Source organism: Brucella pseudintermedia (assembly GCF_008932435.1).
In the GTDB taxonomy this organism is placed as follows: Bacteria; Pseudomonadota; Alphaproteobacteria; order Rhizobiales; family Rhizobiaceae; genus Brucella; species Brucella pseudintermedia.
The window spans coordinates 160,072-178,731 of the sequence record NZ_WBWE01000011.1 but is presented as its reverse complement, the minus strand read 5'-3'; the positions used below and the strand labels follow the sequence as shown (position 1 = coordinate 178,731).

Here is an 18,660-nt window from a genome sequence, read left to right as displayed (position 1 = left end):
CGTCAATGTTTCAGCTTCGATCAGGAGAGATCAATAAAAGGAAGCCGCCGGCGCGTTTGGTGTTTTAGTTCACTGACAGCAGTAGCCATTGCTGCTCCAATGTCGGCACTTGCCGTAATTCCCTGCACGAAAGGCTGGTCGTGCATCAGATACGGCAGCGCGCCGAACGCAATCTTGCCACATGCAATGTCCGGTGCCAGCAGAGTGTAGTCGTCTGAGACGTCCGGAATATCCTCTCCGACCGAAACGAGTTGCCGGCGCAGTGACGGAAACGGCAAATCCTTCGTCTTGAGTGGCTTCTGGCCACGGGCGTCGATGAACACGTCAAATGTCCGTATTTCCGAGCCAATGGCGATGATGGTGTGATCCTTCCTTACCTCCATGTCGTAATCGTGCCCAAGTTCGAGCACGTCTATCAGGCCGGCCTTGCGCAGCGCCAGCAGCCTGCGGATCGATTCCGACGGGATGGCGGCATAGTTGTCGACGAAGACCTTGCAGAGACCGGTATCAAACCGCTCGCGGTCCTCTTCATTGAGATGCGGGATGATCTCCTGCACGACCTCGTGCAGCCGAAGGATTGCATAGCGCCAGAGGACGGTATGCTTCTCCCGCTTGTTGCGCTCGACTTCTTTGAGATTGTATTCTGCCCAGCGGAACGCATCGTGGTTTTGGCGGTCGGCAAAGTAGGCATCAGCGAAGCTATCAGCGTCGAGCTTCGAAAGCGTAACACGCTCACTCCAGGCCGGATCGGCGTACTCGATTTCGCGCGCGACCAAGGCAAATATCCTGTCAAGCAAGCCACTGGCACCGCTCTCGATCTCCCTGTTGATCGCCTGCTCCGTGGCAATCTGCAAGGGCTCGTAAGGGATCGGGCAATAAAAATCCGCTTCTGGCAGGATGCCTGAACGGGACATAAGCGTTATCGTCAGACCTTTACTGTCCGGGTCAAGGTCGAAGCGCAGGCTTTCGTCTTCTTCCTCGATGAAGCTTCCATGTTGGGCAACGACCGCCATCGCTGCGTCGATGGCGCTGAGCGATGTGCCCATAATGCCCACTTTACACGCTGGTATTCTGGCTTCGATCAGTCCAGACCAGGGGCTGGGAAAATAACTGCGCGTTGCTTCGTCGTCGTCGGGCCAGACGTGGCCGGTGGCGATGACGACGAGATCGAAGAGTTTCGAAACGAGGCTGCCATCAGACCAGAGCTTTACGCCATTGGCGGCGGCTTCGATATCCGTGACCTCGCAGGATTCATGCACTTCGACTTCAAAGCCTTTTCGACTCGCTGCCTCGACAAGAGCCAGAAACTGATCCCGGACATATTCGCCCAGCAGAATGCGGGGCAGGAATTGTCGATCGTGAAGACCTTCCTTGTCGACCCGGTATCGAGCGAGACGCGTCTCGTCCTGCTCGTGCAGCCAGTCGAGATAGGTCGAGGTAATCGGCGGTATCTCGATGCTGGCGATGTTGGCAAGCATCATGCGGCTGTTCTCATCGTCATTATAAGGCATGCCTACGCCGGCTTCATCTTCCTTCTCGTAGATCGAGATGGAAATTGGCTCTGCGAATTTAAGCAGCGAGGAGAAAGTATAGATCCCGGTCGGACCGGTGCCGACGATAGCAATGTTCTTCATGGGCGATTACCAATTTCTCCACATTCCAATATGCGCGGTAAACGGCCCGGCTGGGCCGGGCCGCTTGTGTTTGCACTTCGAACATCTCTTCACATCAGTTGTATGCCGTGAGCTCAGAGCTTTACGGTATCTTCACGCGCCCATATCCGGAGCTTGCGGCAGGACGCGACGAAATCGGTAGCCGCCCTTGCATTGTCGAGGGGGATCAGCCCTTCGTCCATTTCGGGCTCGATACCGGCCTTGGCAAGCAGCGCCATTGCGCCTGCGGTAAAGCCAATGAACTTGCAGTGGGCAAAAGCATCTGCAACAAAGTCTCTTGCCGTGGACTCGCCGATAAGCCGGTTGGCCGCTTCTTCAGATAACACAAGGGCTACAGCATCAAACAATACGGATGGACCGCCGTCAATCATATGGTCGGCCTCTATCCAGTCGCCGCTGGATGCTTCGAAACCTCCGACCGTCGGCGCAACCAGTTCCACCATTGCGCCTTCCTTCTCCGCGGCGTGCCGGATACCCTTGAGCACCTGCGCATCAGTGCCATTGGCAACAAGCACGCCGATCTTTCTGCCCTTGAAGGTGCCGGGTCCGTTCTCAATAATGCTGAGTGCAGGAGACGGAGCAAGATCGTCGCGCACGGGCACCATCGCATCCGCAGCCTTCGGCATCTTGCGGATGCCGAGCTTTCCGGCGACCGTTTCCGCAAGGTTGGCATCGATGTTGAGCAGATGAGACACAATACGCTCGCGGATCACAGGCGTTTCCACCTTCGACAGTTCGAAGGTCAGCGCCATAGCGATATGGTTCTGCTCCACAGCGGTCTGGCTCAGATAGAACTGCCTCGCCTGGCTGTAATGGTCGGCGAAGCTCTCCGGTCGGAGGCGAACTTTCTGTCCGTCTTCCTGCGCTGCAAACGACCGGAACCCGCGCGTGGGATCAGGCCTCGGCCCTTCGCCCCAGGAATTAGGCTGGTAATTTGCTCGTCCGACAGGGTTGCGCATCGCCATATGGCCGTCCTGCTGGAGATGGTGGAACGGACACTTCGGCGCATTGATCGGGATATGTGTGAAATTGGGGCTGCCCAATCTTTTCAACTGCGTGTCGAGATAGGAGAAATTGCGCCCCTGGAGCAGCGGGTCATTGGAGAAATCGATGCCGGGGGGAACGTTCTGCGTCATGAACGCGACCTGTTCAGTCTCGGCAAAGAAATTATCCGGCATCCGATCCAGCACCAGCCGTCCGACCGGTATTGGCTTGATGACTTCTTCCGGAATCAGCTTCGTCGGGTCGAGCACATCGAAATCGAAACTATCCGCGAAGTCCTGATCGAAGAGCTGCACGCACAGTTCCCATTCAGGGAAGTCGCCGGCCTGGATCGCGGTCCACAGATCGCGGCGATGGAAATCCGGATCCGCACCATTGATTTTGACAGCCTCGTTCCAGACGACCGATTGGAGGCCAAGTTTCGGCTTCCAGATGAATTTGACGAAAGTCGACTTGTCCTTGTCGTTCAGGAAACGGAACGTATGAACACCAAACCCCTCCATGAAGCGGAAGGAGCGCGGGATGGCGCGATCCGACATGACCCACATGATCATGTGCATGGATTCCGGCGTCAGGCTGATGAAGTCCCAGAAATTGTCATGGGCTGACTGGGCCTGCGGAAAAGCCCGGTCAGGCTCCTCCTTGACGGCATGGACCATATCGGGAAACCGGATGGCGTCCTGGATGAAGAACACGGGAATGTTGTTGCCGACAATATCCCAGTTACCTTCATTGGTATACATCTTGACGGCGAAGCCGCGCACATCTCGGGCAAGGTCGAACGAACCCTTCGAACCGGCGACCGTGGAGAAACGGACGAAGACTGGCGTCTTCTCGCCAGCCCGTTGGAAAATGTCTGCGCGCGTATATTCGCTGAGTGACTTTGTCGTCTCGAAATAGCCATGCGCGCCGTAGCCCCGCGCATGAACCACGCGTTCGGGAATACGCTCATGGTCGAAGTGAAAGATTTTTTCCCGGAAATGAAAATCCTCAATCAGCGTAGGACCACGCTGGCCGATCTTCAACGTGTTGAGGTCGTCTGACACCGGCCCACCCTGCGCGGTGGTCATGGCAGGTGACTTGTCGCCGGCAATCTGATAAAGATCTCCGCCTGGGCTGGCTTCGAGCTTTTGGTCATGAATCTTGAGTGATTTCTGCACATTTGCGGCTTTGTCGGTGGCTGACATAGCTGGCTCCCGTCCGTTATGTGATCTCTATACAAATTGGCAAGGGTGCCGAGTGGCACCCTTGCTTCATGATCACGCAGCCTTGGCGCGTTGGTTGGCCGAAGCATCCGCAAGTTTCGTCAGATCGCTGTCCGTTTTCGACTCTTCCTGAAGCGTCTGATCGAGAAGCTTCGCCGCATCGCTCAGGCCAAGTTCTTTTGCCCACCGCTTCAAAGTTCCATATCGGGTGATTTCGTAGTGCTCGACCGCCTGCGCGGACGAAATCAGGCCGGCGTCGAGCGCCGCTGTATCCTTGAACTCCTCCATGATCTCCTCGCCTTCGGCGATGATCCCTTCGATCGCGTCGCAGGTTTTGCCTCTCGCTGCCTTGCCCATGATCTCGAATACCTGGACAAGTCGTTCGACATGGCCCTCCGTCTCTTCGCGATGCTTCTCGAAAGCAGCCTTCAGGTCTTCCGACTGCGCCGCACGTTTCATCTTCGGCAAAGCCTTCAGGATCTTGCGCTCAGCGTAATAGATGTCCTTGAGAGTGTCGTGGAACAGGTCTTCAAGGGTCTTTTCCTTTGCCATGGTACTTCTCCTCTCATGAATTGTCGGATCGATATTTGAAGCGCCGAAGGCCGCTAAGTTCGCGGAAAAATGTGAGAATTAGCCAGTGTTCCGGTTCAAAGCGGGCATCTTCACCCGTCTTTTAACGCAATGTGATAGCTTAAGTTCCGTGGCTGGGGCACACAGGGGGCTTGTTCGAAGGAAGATTACAGAGCAGATATTTATGATGCTGCTGTAAATGCTACAACTCGATGATCTTAAATAGACAATTCAGTATATAAGGACATCTGCCACCTTTGCTCCAAGGTCTAGGCTGACAGATAAGTTAAAACACAGCTATGTCGAATGGACGAGCGCCGAAACGCATTGTAGGTTTGAACTGAGCGTTTGATGGAGGGACAATGCCGGAGCACCTGTTCGCCCGGTTCAGTGAGGGGCATGACGAATTCGCGAACCCGAGCGTCATGGTGAGGAACATCCGTGCCTTCGACTGGTCTCGATCGTCGGCGGGGCCGATCTATATCTGGCCAGAAGAACTCAAATCAGCCGTCCGACTGATTTTGCTTTCTGCTGCACCCATGGCAGTTCTGATTGGTCGCGAGGGCCTTGTGGTTCAGAATGATGCCCTGCAGGAGATGCTCGGTGAGCGCTATGCAACTGCACTCGGGCAACCGATTACGAAAGCGTTGCCCGTAGCGGCCAGCTTTTTCCGTGATGCGATCAGTTCCTGTTAAGACGGCAAAGGCGTGCGTTTCCGCGACCAGCCAGTCAAGTTGTTGCGCGACCGGCAGTTGGAAACGGCCTGGTTCAGCCTCGCGTTGACACCCATAGCCGACACCCATGCCCACATCTATGGCGTTCTGGTGGTTGCCAGCGAAACGACCGAACGAATGCGGGCGCTCAAGGCGCTGGAGTGGTCGCAACAGCGGATGGAACTGGCACTTGATGCCGGTGGTATCGTAGGAACCTGGGATCTGGACGTTCGCAGTAACAGGGTAACCACGAGCGGCTCCTTTGCCGGCCTGTTTGGTATTTCCCAGGAGGAATCACGGCGTGGCGTCAGGATTGATATGCTGTCGCCATCTGTTCACCCCCAGGATCGCGACCGAGTCTTTGAGGGTTTGCGCGCCGCAATCACGTCGGGTTCGGATTATCGCTGTCACTATCGCGCAGTAACCAGCAAAGGGGACACCCGCTGGTTTATTGTTTCCGGGCGCCCTGTCTGTGACGACAGGGGACGGATCGTCCAGTTCGCAGGTGTTGTCATTGACACAACTGAGCAGAGCGAGATGGCGGCCGCTCTCGAACAGAGCAATCTTCGGTTCGACCTTCTGGCGGAATCCATACCCCAGATAATCTGGAGCGCGGATGCGGACGGACGGCACGATTATTTCAACGGACGGTGGACGGAATTCACCGGCATCGCCCCGGAAAATATCCAGCCGACAACCTGGCAGAAACTCATCCATCCTGACGACCGGGATCGGGTTGCCGAAACCTGGCAAGAGTGTCTGAAGACTGGCAAGACCTACGACATCGACTACCGCTTTCGTTATCATGACGGCAGCTATCGTTGGCTCTGGGTCGTTGCCCTTCCGCTCCGAAATGCAGACGGCGAGATCATCCGCTGGTACGGGACGTCATCGGATATCGATGCGCCTAAGCTGCTGGAAGAACAACGCGAGATGGTATCTCAGGAACTCGACCACCGGATCAAGAATCTGTTTGCGTTGGTTAATGGGTTGATCGCCGTGTCTGTCCGAGAGCAGCCGGAACACCGGCCGCTTGCAGAAACCTTACGAGCCCGTCTGGATGCCTTGCACCGGGCCCATGGGCTTATTCGCGCCGGGATGAAGCAGAACTCCGCTTCACTGCGAGGTTTGCTGGAACAATTGCTCGCTCCCTACATGGGCGGAAGCAACAATCGAATCACTATTGATGGTCTGGACGTTACAATTGACCCGGGAGTGGCGACATCGGTTGCCTTGGTATTCCACGAACTGATCACCAATGCCGCGAAATACGGGGCGTTGTCTCGGGCTGCGGGAGCCCTTCATGTCACGGTGAGCACGGACGGCGATCACCAGATTATCGAATGGAACGAGAAGTTCAGCGGCTGCGTGAATGGCGAAGCCGGAGAGGGGTTTGGTTCGCGACTCATCAAAACCATGGTTGAGGATCAACTCCGCGGACGAATAACCCGTGACCTGTCGGCGAAGGGGCTGACGACACGCATCGCAATTCCGCGTTCGATCTTTGCTTCACCTGCTGGACGATAGCTGAGCGCATCCCGACCGATTTTTGCTTCGCATTCAATTCCCTGTGTAGCCACTGGACGGTGCGCGCGGCCCCCTTGGAAAGCAACCGCCTCGGAGTGTAATAACCATTGGTTATTTCACTGAATGGCTTTGTAGGTTATGAGGCGTCGGCGGTATTCTTCGGCTTGAGAATGACGAAACGGAGGACTGCGTCTACTCCGTAACCCTATAAATTGATGCCGCCCGCAAGTTGGGTGTCGTTGGAGGAGGCCTGCCGATTACTTCATGGACGGGGGTGTAGGGCCCAAAGTTCTTTTGAACGCCTGGGCGAACGCGCTATGTGAATGGTATCCGACAGCTTCGGCCACCGCCGCCCCTCTCTTGCCCGCCCCGAGCATGCGCTGTGCGAGGATCATGCGCCATGTGGTCATGTGGCCGAGCGGAGGTTGGCCCGCGCGGTTCAAAGGTCGAGTGCCACGTTGGCCCATTTCTCGACCTGATGGAATGTATAGAGCGCAGCGACCGCGATCAGCGTCACGGCAGCAACGACGATCCAAGCATTCCATGCGGCATAGGTTTCAGCCGCATAGCCGAGATGCCAAGGCGACAGCAGAAGACCGAGACCGGCAATGATGTTGAGGACATCGAAAGCCATCCGGTTATCGGAAGACAAAGACTTCAGCATCGTTCATTCCTCCGTGTTGGTTTGCTTGCCTCTTCAACGAACCGTCTTTCGCGAACGGGAGGCGGGTGCGGCGGCGCTTCCGCCTCCGCCATCGCGAAGCTTGGAAGCCGGATCGCGCGGAGGCAAAAGACGCCTTTCATCCGCTCCAGGCAAAAACGGTGCGAGTTCATCCAGCGTGAACGCGCCCGCCGCGATCTCGTGCAGGGCAAATCGCCCACGGTGCGATCGACTGCGTCGAGCCTCGGTTCCGCGCCCCGGGCGAGCGCCCGGATGCGGGAGGCAGCGGCAAGCGTCAGCGCGAACCGGTTCGGCAGAACCTTCTGGCAATCGAAAACGACATGCGTATCCATCGCCGGACCTCACGCTGCCTTTCGTGTGCCTGAATCATCCCGATCATCCGCAACCTCGCGTTCAAGCGCGAGCAGCGCCTGCTCGACCTCGTCGAGGCGCGACGGCCGGTCGTTCTCGGGCATGCCTTCGTTGGTGGCCTGGTCGATCAGGTACTCGGTCCAGGCCCAGTTCATCAGAATCGCGCGCTTCGCCTCCAGCGTCAGCGTCGGATCGCTGACCACCTTCATGGGCGTCGTCCAGCTTTCAGGACCGGACGGGTCGTTGCGGTTCGCCGCGCCGTCGAGCGCACGCCCGTAGGTCTCTCGAAGGGCGGCGAGCCCGAGCCGGTCGAGCGTCGCATCCGAGAAGGCGTGCGTTGATTTTCCTACACACGCCTGCTTCTCATCGGCGCGCTGGCTGCGGCCACTGCCTGTCGTCTGCCGGGGCGGTGTTTGGACCATATAGGTCAGACCCTGTCGCTCGGCGTAGCGGATGGCCGATTGCAATGTCGGGAAGCTCAGCTCGACCTGGGTCAGCGTATCGTCGCCGCCCGTGTAGCCCATCAGCGGCTCGATGAAGGGCGCGGTGCGCCGCTCGAACACAAGTCGCCAGCCCTTCGTGCCGGCCTTGCCGGAGGTCGTCACCGCGCGGGACGGCTTGTAGATGCGCGCAACCGCGCCAGCCGGGAAGACCGAGCGCCCCATCGAAAGGGGCTTGTGCCGGTTGTCGTTCGACGGCCGCTCTTGCGGAATTGAATTTCCAGTTGATCTGTTGATCTGTCTCGTCATCTCCATTGTTCATCCCTCCCTCTCTGGCGAAGGATGCAGCCGACGGCGGCCAGGTGGCCCGCCGCCGGCGCCTGCCATGCATCAGCTCTTGATGGCGATGCGCTTCACCTGCGACTGCGCCTTTTCGCTCTTGGGCAAGGTCACGGTCAGCACGCCGTTTTTGAACCGCGCGTCGACCTGGTCGTCCTTGACCTCGTAGCCGAGCGGGATGCGACGCTCGAAGCGGCCATAGAAGCGCTCGGAGAACTGTCGGTCCTTGTCCTCCGTCTCGGAGCGCTTCTCGCCCTTCAACGTCAGCACGCCGTCGTCGAGCAGGACCTGAATGTCCTTCTCTTCGAGGCCCGGCACCTCAGCTGTCACCTTGATTTCCTTCTCGCCGTCGGAGATCTCCACGCTCGGCCAGCCGCCGCTGAAGGCGGAAGCTCCCACGATAGAGGGCAGGTTCGAGCCGAAGCCGCGGAAGACGTCGTCAAACAGCCGATTCACCTCGCGATGCAGCGAGAGGAACGGATCACGATCGCCATCGCGCAAAACACTGGGAACCTGATTGCCGTTGCTGCGGCCCCAGGGGATCAAATCACGGACACTCATTATTCTTCTCCTTTCTGTTCGTTCGATTGACAATGCTTTCCCGTCGGCGCCGGGAAGTGCCCGGCGCCTTGCGCGAATTACGCTGAGAGAGCTACCTCAGGCGGCCTGCTTGTCGGCCTCGATCTGCCTGGTCTCGACCTTGGGCAGTGCCTCTCCGGCCGCGATCTGGATCTTGCGCGGCTTCATCTCTTCGGGAATCTCACGCTTGAGATCAATCGTCAGCAGACCATTGACGAGGCTAGCGCCCACGACCTTCACGTGGTCGGCCAGTTCAAAGCGACGCTGGAATGTGCGCGCGGCAATTCCGCGATGCAGATACTGGCTGTTATCCTCGCCAGCCTTCTGACCGGATACCAGGAGCATGTTCTGCTCCTGGGTGATGGTCAGTTCGTCTTGCGAGAAGCCGGCCACCGCCATGGTGATGCGGTAGTCGTCCTCGCCGGTCTTGGCTATGTCATAAGGCGGCCAGTTGTCGATGGTCTCGACACGGCTCGCAGCTTCGAGCGCGTTCAGCATTCGGTCGAAGCCGATGCTCGACCGGAACAGGGGAGTAAAATCGAAAGTGGTTCTCATAGCCACATCCTCCTTGTGAAGCAATATGGGTACAAGTTGTTATCCCGCAGGACGCTTTTGCATCCGCTCGGTTTTCCGACCCCCAATGGGGGCGTCAGACAACTACAATTTAGTTTCGCCGCAGAACTGTTCAAGGGGCAATCTTCGTGTCGATACGACTTTGATCCGGAGATGAAAATTTCCAATTAATCAACGTGCGGACCATGAGGAGGTGACGATATGCGGCCGAGAACATCAGCGCCATTTCTGGTCTGCTCCATGGCGCGCTGATCATGCAAATCAGCCAAACAGGTGTAGCCGCCGAGGTGCTTGCTTAAGCTGTGTCTTTCTCAACGAAGAGAGTTCTACAGACGATGGCTTCCCGTCAGTGCTGCGCTGTCGACTGCACTCCGCGAAAAACGGCAGGTTTCCGACCGCGACCGAGTTAAGTCGAATGGCTGAAATGGGATTGGAAGTTGACGCCTAACATTCACGATTTATCGGGTTGTAGCGTAAAAACGGCGGATTTTTATCTCTTCTGTTAGAATACGGCGATTGGCGGTGTTTTGGCGGATTCGCGTTAGGAATTCGAACTTGGTCCCCGTTAACAAATTAAGCCGCGAATTTCGATATAGTCCGTTCAACTAAACGCAGGAATCGTTTGTTGCGAGCCCCCGCAACCAACGATTCAAACACTCCCGCGCGAATCCCGCCGGGAGTTTTTTGTTTTTTGCAGCCTTCAGGTAAGAATTGAACGGTTTTCTTTGGAATTCCCAACCGGCGTAAATTAAGCGGTTCAAGCGGTGAAAGTTGCCGTTTGGTGGCGTAGCGCTTTGCGACATGAAGCGCTTGCAAGGCTTCTCGTTATGCAAACAGCGATGGGCGCGAGTGCGCCGGTTGATGCTGGTATGATTGCCCGTCCCCGCTACGTGGGTAGATGAATGAATCCGAACGGCACCATGGCGGCTGCGGACGATGAACTTCTGACACGGGATATCCCAACCAGCTCGCTGTCGAAACCGCTCCCATTCGCAATAGGATATTGTGCAAGGGTCACGGTGTTAGTTGCGCAATGCGCACAGTGCTCGTGCTCTTTGTCACTATGTCGCCCATTATGTCTGCCACCCAAACATTAGCGATTTCGGAAATGTGAGAGGGCGGTTATGTTCCTCCGAATCTTTGGGACTACATGGGCGGTCGATAGAAAATGTATATTCGAAATGGGGGGCTGAGATTCCGGCCAGCTACCCATGCAGGACGGCGGGCGGAGCCAGCCAAGGAAGCGGTCTTTGGCGGCGATCAGACCCATGGCATTTCGCTGGCAGATTTCAGTGAGCTCATTTCAACGAGTGAAGCGCTTGGTTGGCGAAGCGTCTTCGTATCCCGCCAGATAGAAAACCCGTACCGGAGGTCGTTTCCCGCCTGCGGAAATCCGTTGGTGAGCTTTGTTCTCAATGGCCCGGTCGTTTTCAGCCGAACGATTGATGGCATTACGCAGGAAAAGAAATTTCTTTCCGGCAGCTTCGGGATCGTTCCCGCCGGGACAAGGTTTGAGGTGCGGAATGAGCGACGTTTCGCCTCCCTGCATATCTATGTGAAGCAAGCGCTCATCGAGGAGATTGCGGCGGAGAGTGCGCATGGTGATCCTTCCCGCGTTAGAATCCTGCCCAGGTTCGCCATGCTCGACCAGCTTCTTGAACAGTTGGCAGTCGCATTATGCGAGGCTGCGGAGAATCCGCTTGCTTCTTCGGCTCTTTACGCCGACCAGTTGGCGAGGGCTTTCGCGGCAAGACTTATCTACAAGCACTCGACCTTGGCTGTCAGCGAAATACCGGCGACGCAGGGACTCGATCCAAAACACCTTCGATTGGTCAAGGATTATATAGAGGCTAATCTGGCCTCCACTCTGTCGCTGGCGGATATGGCCCGCCAGTGCAATCTCAGCCCCAATCATTTCAGCCGCCTGTTTAAAAGGGCGACCGACCTGACACCCTATCAATATGTATTGCGCCGCCGGATGGAACGCGCGCAGCGCCTGCTTTCCGAGACAGACCTGCCCATCGCACAGATCGCGCTCGATTGCGGCTTCGGCAATCAGGTGCACCTGACCCAGACCTTCAAACGCTTTATCGGTTTGAGCCCTGCCTCGTTCCGGTCCAGACATGCTTAATCAAATATTGAAGCGTTCTTTGCGAGCGTTGCAAACCAGCAACATAAGTATCCATGTCCTCTAATATGGTGATATTCTCTAAAAGATAGGTGATTTTCGATAAGACCTCTCCGCAAGCGTATGTCTCTATGCGCTTGATGCAGATCAAGAGGGGATAGTGTGTCGAATGTCATGTTCGAGCGGACACCGCGGGTAGAGCTGCCGGCGATGTCGAGGGGCTTTTCTGCACTTGCGGTCAAGAGAACTGAGGACAAGCGCGCGCATGCGCCTGTCCTGCCGGGCATTGATGTCTTCGCTACCAAGACCGAAGCGGTCTGGAGCGTGCTTACGGGCCGCTTTGCTGAACGGCTCAGTCCAGCGGAATTCGATCATCTCTATGCGCTATTCATTTTCGGTTTGACTTCTCCAGCCTACGAAGCGGAGCAGCCTGCCGTTCATCTTGGAATTTGCCGGGAACTGCTGGAACGCAAACTTTCACCCGGCCGCGCCGACGCCGCGTTGCGCCTCGTGCCGGAGACGACGGACTCTTGGGTCCTTTCCGCCTTCGAAACGATGGAGCGCCGCGGCGTTGAAACAGGGCGCGCATTGACTGAAACATATGAGGAGGACTTGTAGATGAGTGGTTCAACTGAAATCCTTTCGTCGGCAAAGTTCCGCGGCGGCTTTTCAGGCAACTGGATGGCTGGAGCATCCGAGTCCCGTTCCCTGCGTCGCCGCCTGATGGCGGTGTTGCGTCTGGCGCATCGTGTGCTGGGGGTACGGCGCAAAAATATGGGGCTCGGCCTGTTGGGGGCTGGCGGCTCCATCCGTTCGAATCTTTTCTCATCGGCAGGCCCGGTATTTGCGCTCGGCGGCATGAGCGCGCTTCTCGCACTCGGTCTGCTTGCCGATCCAGCCTTTGCAAATAACGTCTCCGGCGGTGCAACCGTTGCGCCGGGAGTGACACGGGCCATCGCGATAGGTGCGAATGATCCGGCATGCCCCTCCGGGACCTATGCAGGGGCAAACGGCGTTACGGTAATTGGCTGCAATGCGACAGCCACCGTCACTGACCCCACCGCATACATCGAGGGCCTGGGTTTCAACGGCGGCGTCGTTATCGGTCAGGCAGCCGCGTCCACTGGCGCGAATACCGTTTCGCTCGGCAATATCGCGATCAGCCATGGGGATAACAGCATCGCGATTGGAACCGGCTCCGAGGCTGGCGTTGCGGGAGCCGCCATCTCCAACGCCATTGCCATTGGCCGCATGGCAACCGCAAGGAATGAGGCTACGACCGCCATCGGCCTTTCAGCGGATGCCAGCGGTCTGGAAGCGACAGCGATCGGTTATGATGCGTCAGCATTGGGATTTCAGTCCGTCGCAATCGGTCGCCTCAGCGCGGCTGACGGAAACAACACGCTCGCTTTCGGAACGAGCGCCAAGGCCAGCAACTTTGCTACCATAGCCTTTGGCGCCAATACCGTTTCCGATGGCAATAGCACCGTGGCGCTGGGTAACGCGGCGCAGGCACATGGTTTCCAGAGCGTTGCGATGGGTGGAACAAGCTCGGCTGACAACGGGGGCACTGCCATTGGTGGCGTGAGTGTGGCGACGGGATTGAACTCCACCGCATTGGGTCGTGCAACAACTGCTACGGGCGAATCCGCGGTGGCCCTCGGTATTCAGTCGCAAGCAACGGCAAAAGGCGCTCTTGCAGCGGGATCATCCGCAACGGCAAATGCCGAGGACGCCATGGCAATGGGAACCAAAGCCGCTGCCTCCGGCGTGCAGTCTGCTGCGCTTGGTTCCAACGCGACAGCCAGCCAGCTAGGTTCATTGGCGCTGGGAAGCGGCGCGGCTGCAGGGGCAAATGCGGGCGATGTCGCACTCGGTTCCGGCTCGGTGACGGCGACAGCGGTAGCGACGAAGAACACCGTAATCCGGGGCGCTACATATACCTTCGCCGGCGCTAATCCAACCTCGACGGTCAGTGTTGGCGCGGTGGGAGCCGAGCGCACCATCACCAATTTGGCGGCGGGCCGGATCAGCGATACGTCCACGGATGCCGTCAACGGCTCGCAGCTCTTTGCGACCAATCAGGCCATCAACACCCTGGCGACCAGCATCGCGGGTGCGACGCCGCATTATTTCAGCGTCAATGACGGCGGCTTCCCCGGCGGAAACTACAATAATGATGGTGCTACCGGCGGTCGCGCGATTGCCATCGGCGTCAATGCCAAGTCGGCCGGGATAGATGGCATCGCTCAGGGCACGAACGCTGTCGCAAGCCAGCAGAATGCCATTGGCATCGGTTTTGCTGCACAAGCGACGGGGTTGAATGCTGTCGCTCTTGGTGCCCGCACCGTTGCGACGGCTGGTGCTACAGCCGAAAGCGCTATCGCCATCGGCACCGATGTGACCGCTTCTTCAACCGATGCAATCGCCTTGGGCCGCGTGAGCAAGGCGACGGGTCAAGATGCAATCGCGATGGGCCACAACGCAAATGCCAGCTTGGATCAAGCCGTTGCAATCGGCACGAATTCCGCGGCAGTCAACAATTCCATTGCCATGGGCTATAACGCCAAAATCACGGGCGCGGGCGCTTCTGTTGCCATCGGTTACAATACCACTGTGACTGGCGCCAGCGCAGTCGCGCTTGGAAACACAGCTTCGGTCACGGGCGATTTCGGCGGTGTGGCCATTGGCATTCTTGCAAGATCCACGGCCAGCCATGCCGTGGCGATGGGACGGGAAGCGAGCGCCGAGGGCATCAATGCCATAGCGCTCGGTACGGGAGCCACGGCGACTGGCCAGAACAGCATCAGCATCGGCAAAGGTAACGTGGTGAGCGGCGCCAATTCCGCCGCCATCGGCGATCCCAGCACGGTCACCGGCTCGGGCTCCTATTCGCTCGGCAACAACAATACCATCAACGCCAACAATGCGTTTGTCGTCGGTAGCGGCGTAACCGTAGGGGCCGGCCTCGACGGAGCCGTGGTGCTTGGCAACGGCTCGACGGTCTCGGCTGCTGTGGCCACGCCAAACACTGTCATCGGCGGTAAAACCTATAGTTTTGCCGGCGGCGCGCCAGCGGCTGGTGATGTAGTAAGCGTGGGGTCGGCAAGCGCTCCGCGTCAAATCCAGAACGTTGCCGCAGGACAGATCAGCGATACGTCTACGGATGCCATCAACGGCTCGCAGCTTTATGCGACAAACACGCAGGTCACTCAGAACACCACCGACATCAGCAATCTGGACGGCCGAGTGACGACCGTCGAAGGCGATGTCGCCAATCTCGACACCCGCGTAACCAACATTGGTGACACCATCACCAACATCAACAATGGCGCGGGCATCAAATATTTCCACGCCAATTCGAGCCAGCCAGACTCGCAGGCCATCGGCACGGATTCCGTCGCCATTGGCCCGAATGCGGTCGCCAATAATGCGGGCGATGTCGCCATCGGCCTGAATGCCACAACGGAAACGACCGTTGCCGTCAGCGGCACGACCATCGGCGGAAATAGCTACAGCTTTGCTGGGGCCAACCCGGCTGGTGCCTTCTCGGTCGGTTCGGCAGGTGCCGAGCGCCAGATCCAGCATGTCGCTGCCGGACAGTTGAGCGACAGCTCGACCGACGCCGTCAATGGTTCGCAGCTTTATGCGACCAACCAGCAGGTGACGAAGAACACCACCGACATTAGCAATCTGGATGGCCGGGTGACGACCGTCGAAGGCGATGTCGCCAATCTCGACACCCGCGTAACCAACATTGGTGACACCATCACCAACATCAACAATGGCGCTGGCATCAAATATTTCCATGCCAATTCGAGCCAGCCGGATTCGCAGGCCATCGGCACGGATTCCGTCGCCATCGGTCCCAATGCCGTTGCCAATAATGCGGGTGATGTCGCCATCGGCCTGAATGCCACAACGGAAACGACCGTTGCCGTCAGCGGGACGACCATCGGCGGAAACAGCTATAGCTTTGCTGGAGCCAATCCGGCTGGTGCCTTCTCGGTTGGTTCGGCAGGTGCCGAGCGCCAGATCCAGCATGTCGCTGCCGGACAGTTGAGCGAAAGCTCGACCGATGCCGTCAATGGTTCGCAGCTTTATGCGACCAACCAGCAGGTCACGAAGAACAGCATCGACATCAATAATCTGGATGGCCGGGTGACCACGGTCCAGGGCGACCTCACCAATCTCGGCAATCAGTTCGTAACCGTCGGGGGCATGGTCAACAATATCAGCACCACGCTCACCAACATTGCCGGTGACACGTCCACGACTTATACCGACGCGAATGGCGATGGCATCCGCTATGTGCGCACCAATGACCGGACGCTTCCCGTGACCGACTCCTTCGCGCAAGGGATCGGCTCCAGCGCCCTTGGCTATGATGCGACGGCGGTGGCCGACAATTCGCTTGCGCTCGGTCGCGGCAGCCGCAGCCTGGTCGAGGACGGCGTCGCGCTCGGCTCGGGTTCGGTTTCAGACCGGGCAACGGCACCAAGCAGCGGGAAGATACCCATCGGCGCCTCGGGCATCATCGAATACAACACGACCGATAAACAGCTGCTCGGCGCGGTTTCGGTTGGAACATCGACCTCATATCGCCAGATCACCAACGTAGCGGACGGCACGGAAGCACAGGACGCGGTGACGATGCGCCAGCTGCAAGGCGCTATCGCCTCCGTCTCGGCGACGAGCACCAAATATTTCCATGCCAATTCCACGGCGGATGATTCGCTTGCGGTGGGTGAGGAGTCCATCGCCGTCGGCCCGACCACGGTGGTCAATGGCAATAATGGCATCGGCATCGGCAATCACGCGGTCGTGGATCAGACCGCGCCGGGTGGGACTGCCATCGGTCAGGGTGCGCATGTGATGCTCGCCGACGGCGTGGCGATTGGCACACAGTCGACGGCGGCCGGGGTCAACTCGATTGCTCTGGGTGCGGGAGCGACCAGCAATCACGCCAACAGCCTTGCCATCGGCGCATCTTCAGTCACGAGCGTGGGAGCACAGTCCGGCTATACGGCCTTCGCGCTGGCGGCCGCTCAATCCTCGGCAGGCGAGGTTTCTTTCGGTTCGGCAGGAGCCGAACGCAAGCTCACCAATGTAGCGGCAGGTTCGGCGGATACGGACGCGGTGAATGTTTCGCAATTGCGCGGCGTTTCCCAGAACGTCACCAACCTTTTCGGAGGCTCGACCGTCGTCAATCCGGACGGCTCCATCACCGGGCCGACTTACAATATTCAGGGCAACCAGTACACCACCGTCTATGATGGTTTCACGGCGGTGGACAACAGCCTGACCAATCTGCAGAACCAGATCAATGGCGGCGGCGGCATAAAATATTTCCATGCCAACTCCACCCTGGCGGATTCGTCCGCGACCGGCGCGAACAGCGTCGCGATCGGTCCGGAGAGCATCGCCAGCGGCTCGGGCAGCCTCGCCGCCGGCAACGGCTCAAGCGCAACCGGAAATGGTTCGGTCGCGCTCGGTGAAGGCGCCAAGGCCACCAATGGTAATGACGTGGCGCTCGGTTCGGGTTCTGTCACGGAAACGGCTGTCGGCACGGCGGGCACCACTATCCGCGGCAAGGACTATGAATTTGCTGGCACCGCGCCGGTCGGCACGGTCAGCGTCGGTGACAAGGGCTCGGAGCGGACGATCACCAATGTCGCCGCGGGGCGCATTTCTGCCGATAGCACCGATGCCATCAACGGCTCGCAGCTTCACGCGACCAACCAGGCGATCGAGGATTTGCAGGGCGGTGTCGGTGAGGTCAAGGATAACGCCGTGTTCTATGATCTCAATCCCGACGGCAGCAAGAAGAACAGCGTGACGCTCATCGGCGGGGATGTGAACGCGCCGGTTGTGATCTCCAATGTCGGCAAGGGTGTGAAGGACAATGACGCGGTGAACGTGGCGCAGCTTCATGAAAGCTTCAATGAAGCGAAGTCCTACACGGATAGCCGCGTCAATTACGCAATCGACAATTCGAAAGCCTACACCGATCAGAAATTTGACCATCTGAACCAGAAGTTTGATCAGCTGAATCAGAATCTCGATGGCATCCGCTCCGAGGCCCGTTCGGCTGCGGCGATCGGATTGGCTGCGGCATCGCTGCGCTATGATGATCGCCCCGGCAAGCTGAGCGTCGCCATGGGCGGCGGTTACTGGAAGAGCAAGGGCGCGCTCGCCTTCGGCGCGGGTTACACCAGCGAGGATGGCCGCATGCGGACCAACCTTTCGGGCACCGTTGCCGATGGCGACGTCGGCGTCGGCGCGGGTATCAGCTTCACGCTGAACTGATGGCAAGGCTCGTTCCATTTGCCATCATGGCCTCGATCCTCCTGTCCAGCGCCGCGGCGTCTGGACAGGAGACCGGCTCGCCCGGCTTCCGGATCAAACCTTCAGATGTCGCGGTTCCGGAAGGCGTCAAACCTGGCCAATACCAGCGGATCATCCGGCCCTTTGAAAACTGGACGCTGATCTGCGACGAGAATCTGCAAAAGAAGCAGCGCGTCTGCAATGTGACGCAGATCATCGAGAACCAGACGGGGCAGATGGCGTTCAGCTGGTCGCTGGCGGCGACGCAGGACGGCAAGCCATATATGATCCTGCGCACGGCTCCGGTGGCAAAGGCCGATGGCGCGGTCTCTCTGAAGTTTGACGGGCGCAAGGAGCCCGTGCAGGTGACGCTTGACGGCTGCAATCAGGCGGTGTGCGTGGGGATGCTCCCCGTTGGTCCCGTCATGCGCGAGCAGATAGCGAAAAACACGGCGCCCGTGGTTTCCTATCCCACAAGGGATGGCAGGACGATCACCGTGACCGCAACCCTCAAAGGCTTGGCGAAAGCCGTCGAATCCATCAACTGAAGG

General features: G+C 58.3%; 14 protein-coding genes. 6 read left to right on the top strand and 8 right to left on the bottom strand.

What is annotated here, in order from left to right; translation table 11 throughout:
- Positions 1–20: 20 nt before the first annotated feature.
- The 3 genes from F9K78_RS15530 to F9K78_RS15520 form a co-directional block, all read right to left on the bottom strand.
- Positions 21–1,634 (bottom strand): FAD-NAD(P)-binding protein, encoded by a 1,614-nt coding sequence (locus F9K78_RS15530; protein WP_151682380.1) that lies wholly within the window; start codon positions 1,632–1,634, stop codon positions 21–23.
- A gap of 113 nt (positions 1,635–1,747) precedes the next feature.
- Positions 1,748–3,862, bottom strand: coding sequence for a catalase (gene katE / locus F9K78_RS15525; protein ID WP_151682379.1), 2,115 nt, complete (start codon positions 3,860–3,862; stop codon positions 1,748–1,750).
- Between the two features lie 72 nt (positions 3,863–3,934).
- A complete protein-coding gene (locus F9K78_RS15520) occupies positions 3,935–4,432 on the bottom strand; it encodes a YciE/YciF ferroxidase family protein (RefSeq protein ID WP_109987526.1) in 498 nt (165 codons plus the stop codon).
- 380 nt (positions 4,433–4,812) lie between these two features.
- On the opposite strand from F9K78_RS15520, the gene F9K78_RS15515 reads away from it, so the two are divergent.
- Together F9K78_RS15515 and F9K78_RS15510 are read left to right on the top strand one after the other, a co-directional pair.
- The gene (locus F9K78_RS15515; RefSeq protein WP_151682378.1) at positions 4,813–5,145 is read left to right on the top strand and encodes a hypothetical protein; all 333 of its coding nucleotides are present in this window, start codon (positions 4,813–4,815) and stop codon (positions 5,143–5,145) included.
- A 12-nt stretch (positions 5,146–5,157) separates the two neighbouring features.
- Positions 5,158–6,690, top strand: coding sequence for a sensor histidine kinase (locus F9K78_RS15510; RefSeq protein ID WP_151682377.1), 1,533 nt, complete (start codon positions 5,158–5,160; stop codon positions 6,688–6,690).
- Positions 6,691–6,947: 257 nt separating this feature from the next.
- On the opposite strand, the gene F9K78_RS22365 is transcribed toward F9K78_RS15510, so the two are convergent.
- The 5 genes from F9K78_RS22365 to F9K78_RS15480 all read right to left on the bottom strand — a co-directional run bounded on the left by F9K78_RS22365 (position 6,948) and on the right by F9K78_RS15480 (position 9,636).
- The gene (locus F9K78_RS22365; protein WP_353653608.1) at positions 6,948–7,157 is read right to left on the bottom strand and encodes a helix-turn-helix domain-containing protein; all 210 of its coding nucleotides are present in this window, start codon (positions 7,155–7,157) and stop codon (positions 6,948–6,950) included.
- Positions 7,130–7,354, bottom strand: a complete 225-nt coding sequence (locus F9K78_RS15500) for an SPW repeat protein (protein WP_235925443.1) — start codon at positions 7,352–7,354, stop codon at positions 7,130–7,132. Before F9K78_RS15500 ends, F9K78_RS22365 begins: the two co-directional genes overlap by 28 nt.
- 359 nt (positions 7,355–7,713) lie before the next feature.
- Positions 7,714–8,478: an NADH dehydrogenase ubiquinone Fe-S protein 4 gene (locus tag F9K78_RS15490; protein ID WP_109987523.1), complete on the bottom strand. Its 765-nt coding sequence runs from the start codon at positions 8,476–8,478 to the stop codon at positions 7,714–7,716.
- 75 nt (positions 8,479–8,553) lie between these two features.
- Positions 8,554–9,063 carry an Hsp20/alpha crystallin family protein gene (locus tag F9K78_RS15485; protein WP_109987522.1) on the bottom strand — a complete coding sequence of 170 codons (510 nt, stop codon included), beginning with the start codon at positions 9,061–9,063 and terminating at the stop codon, positions 8,554–8,556.
- A 96-nt stretch (positions 9,064–9,159) separates the two neighbouring features.
- Positions 9,160–9,636: an Hsp20 family protein gene (locus tag F9K78_RS15480; protein WP_151682375.1), complete on the bottom strand. Its 477-nt coding sequence runs from the start codon at positions 9,634–9,636 to the stop codon at positions 9,160–9,162.
- A gap of 1,417 nt (positions 9,637–11,053) precedes the next feature.
- Between F9K78_RS15480 and F9K78_RS15475 the strand changes: the two genes are divergently transcribed.
- The 4 genes from F9K78_RS15475 to F9K78_RS15460 all read left to right on the top strand — a co-directional run bounded on the left by F9K78_RS15475 (position 11,054) and on the right by F9K78_RS15460 (position 18,657).
- Positions 11,054–11,785 carry a helix-turn-helix domain-containing protein gene (locus tag F9K78_RS15475; protein WP_167518124.1) on the top strand — a complete coding sequence of 244 codons (732 nt, stop codon included), beginning with the start codon at positions 11,054–11,056 and terminating at the stop codon, positions 11,783–11,785.
- Between the two features lie 159 nt (positions 11,786–11,944).
- Positions 11,945–12,400 (top strand): hypothetical protein, encoded by a 456-nt coding sequence (locus F9K78_RS15470; RefSeq protein ID WP_151682373.1) that lies wholly within the window; start codon positions 11,945–11,947, stop codon positions 12,398–12,400.
- Complete coding sequence (locus F9K78_RS15465) at positions 12,401–18,091, top strand: YadA-like family protein (RefSeq protein WP_167518123.1); 5,691 nt, start codon at positions 12,401–12,403, stop codon at positions 18,089–18,091.
- The gene (locus F9K78_RS15460) at positions 18,091–18,657 is read left to right on the top strand and encodes an invasion associated locus B family protein (RefSeq protein WP_151682372.1); all 567 of its coding nucleotides are present in this window, start codon (positions 18,091–18,093) and stop codon (positions 18,655–18,657) included. Before F9K78_RS15465 ends, F9K78_RS15460 begins: the two co-directional genes overlap by 1 nt.
- Positions 18,658–18,660: the final 3 nt, after the last annotated feature.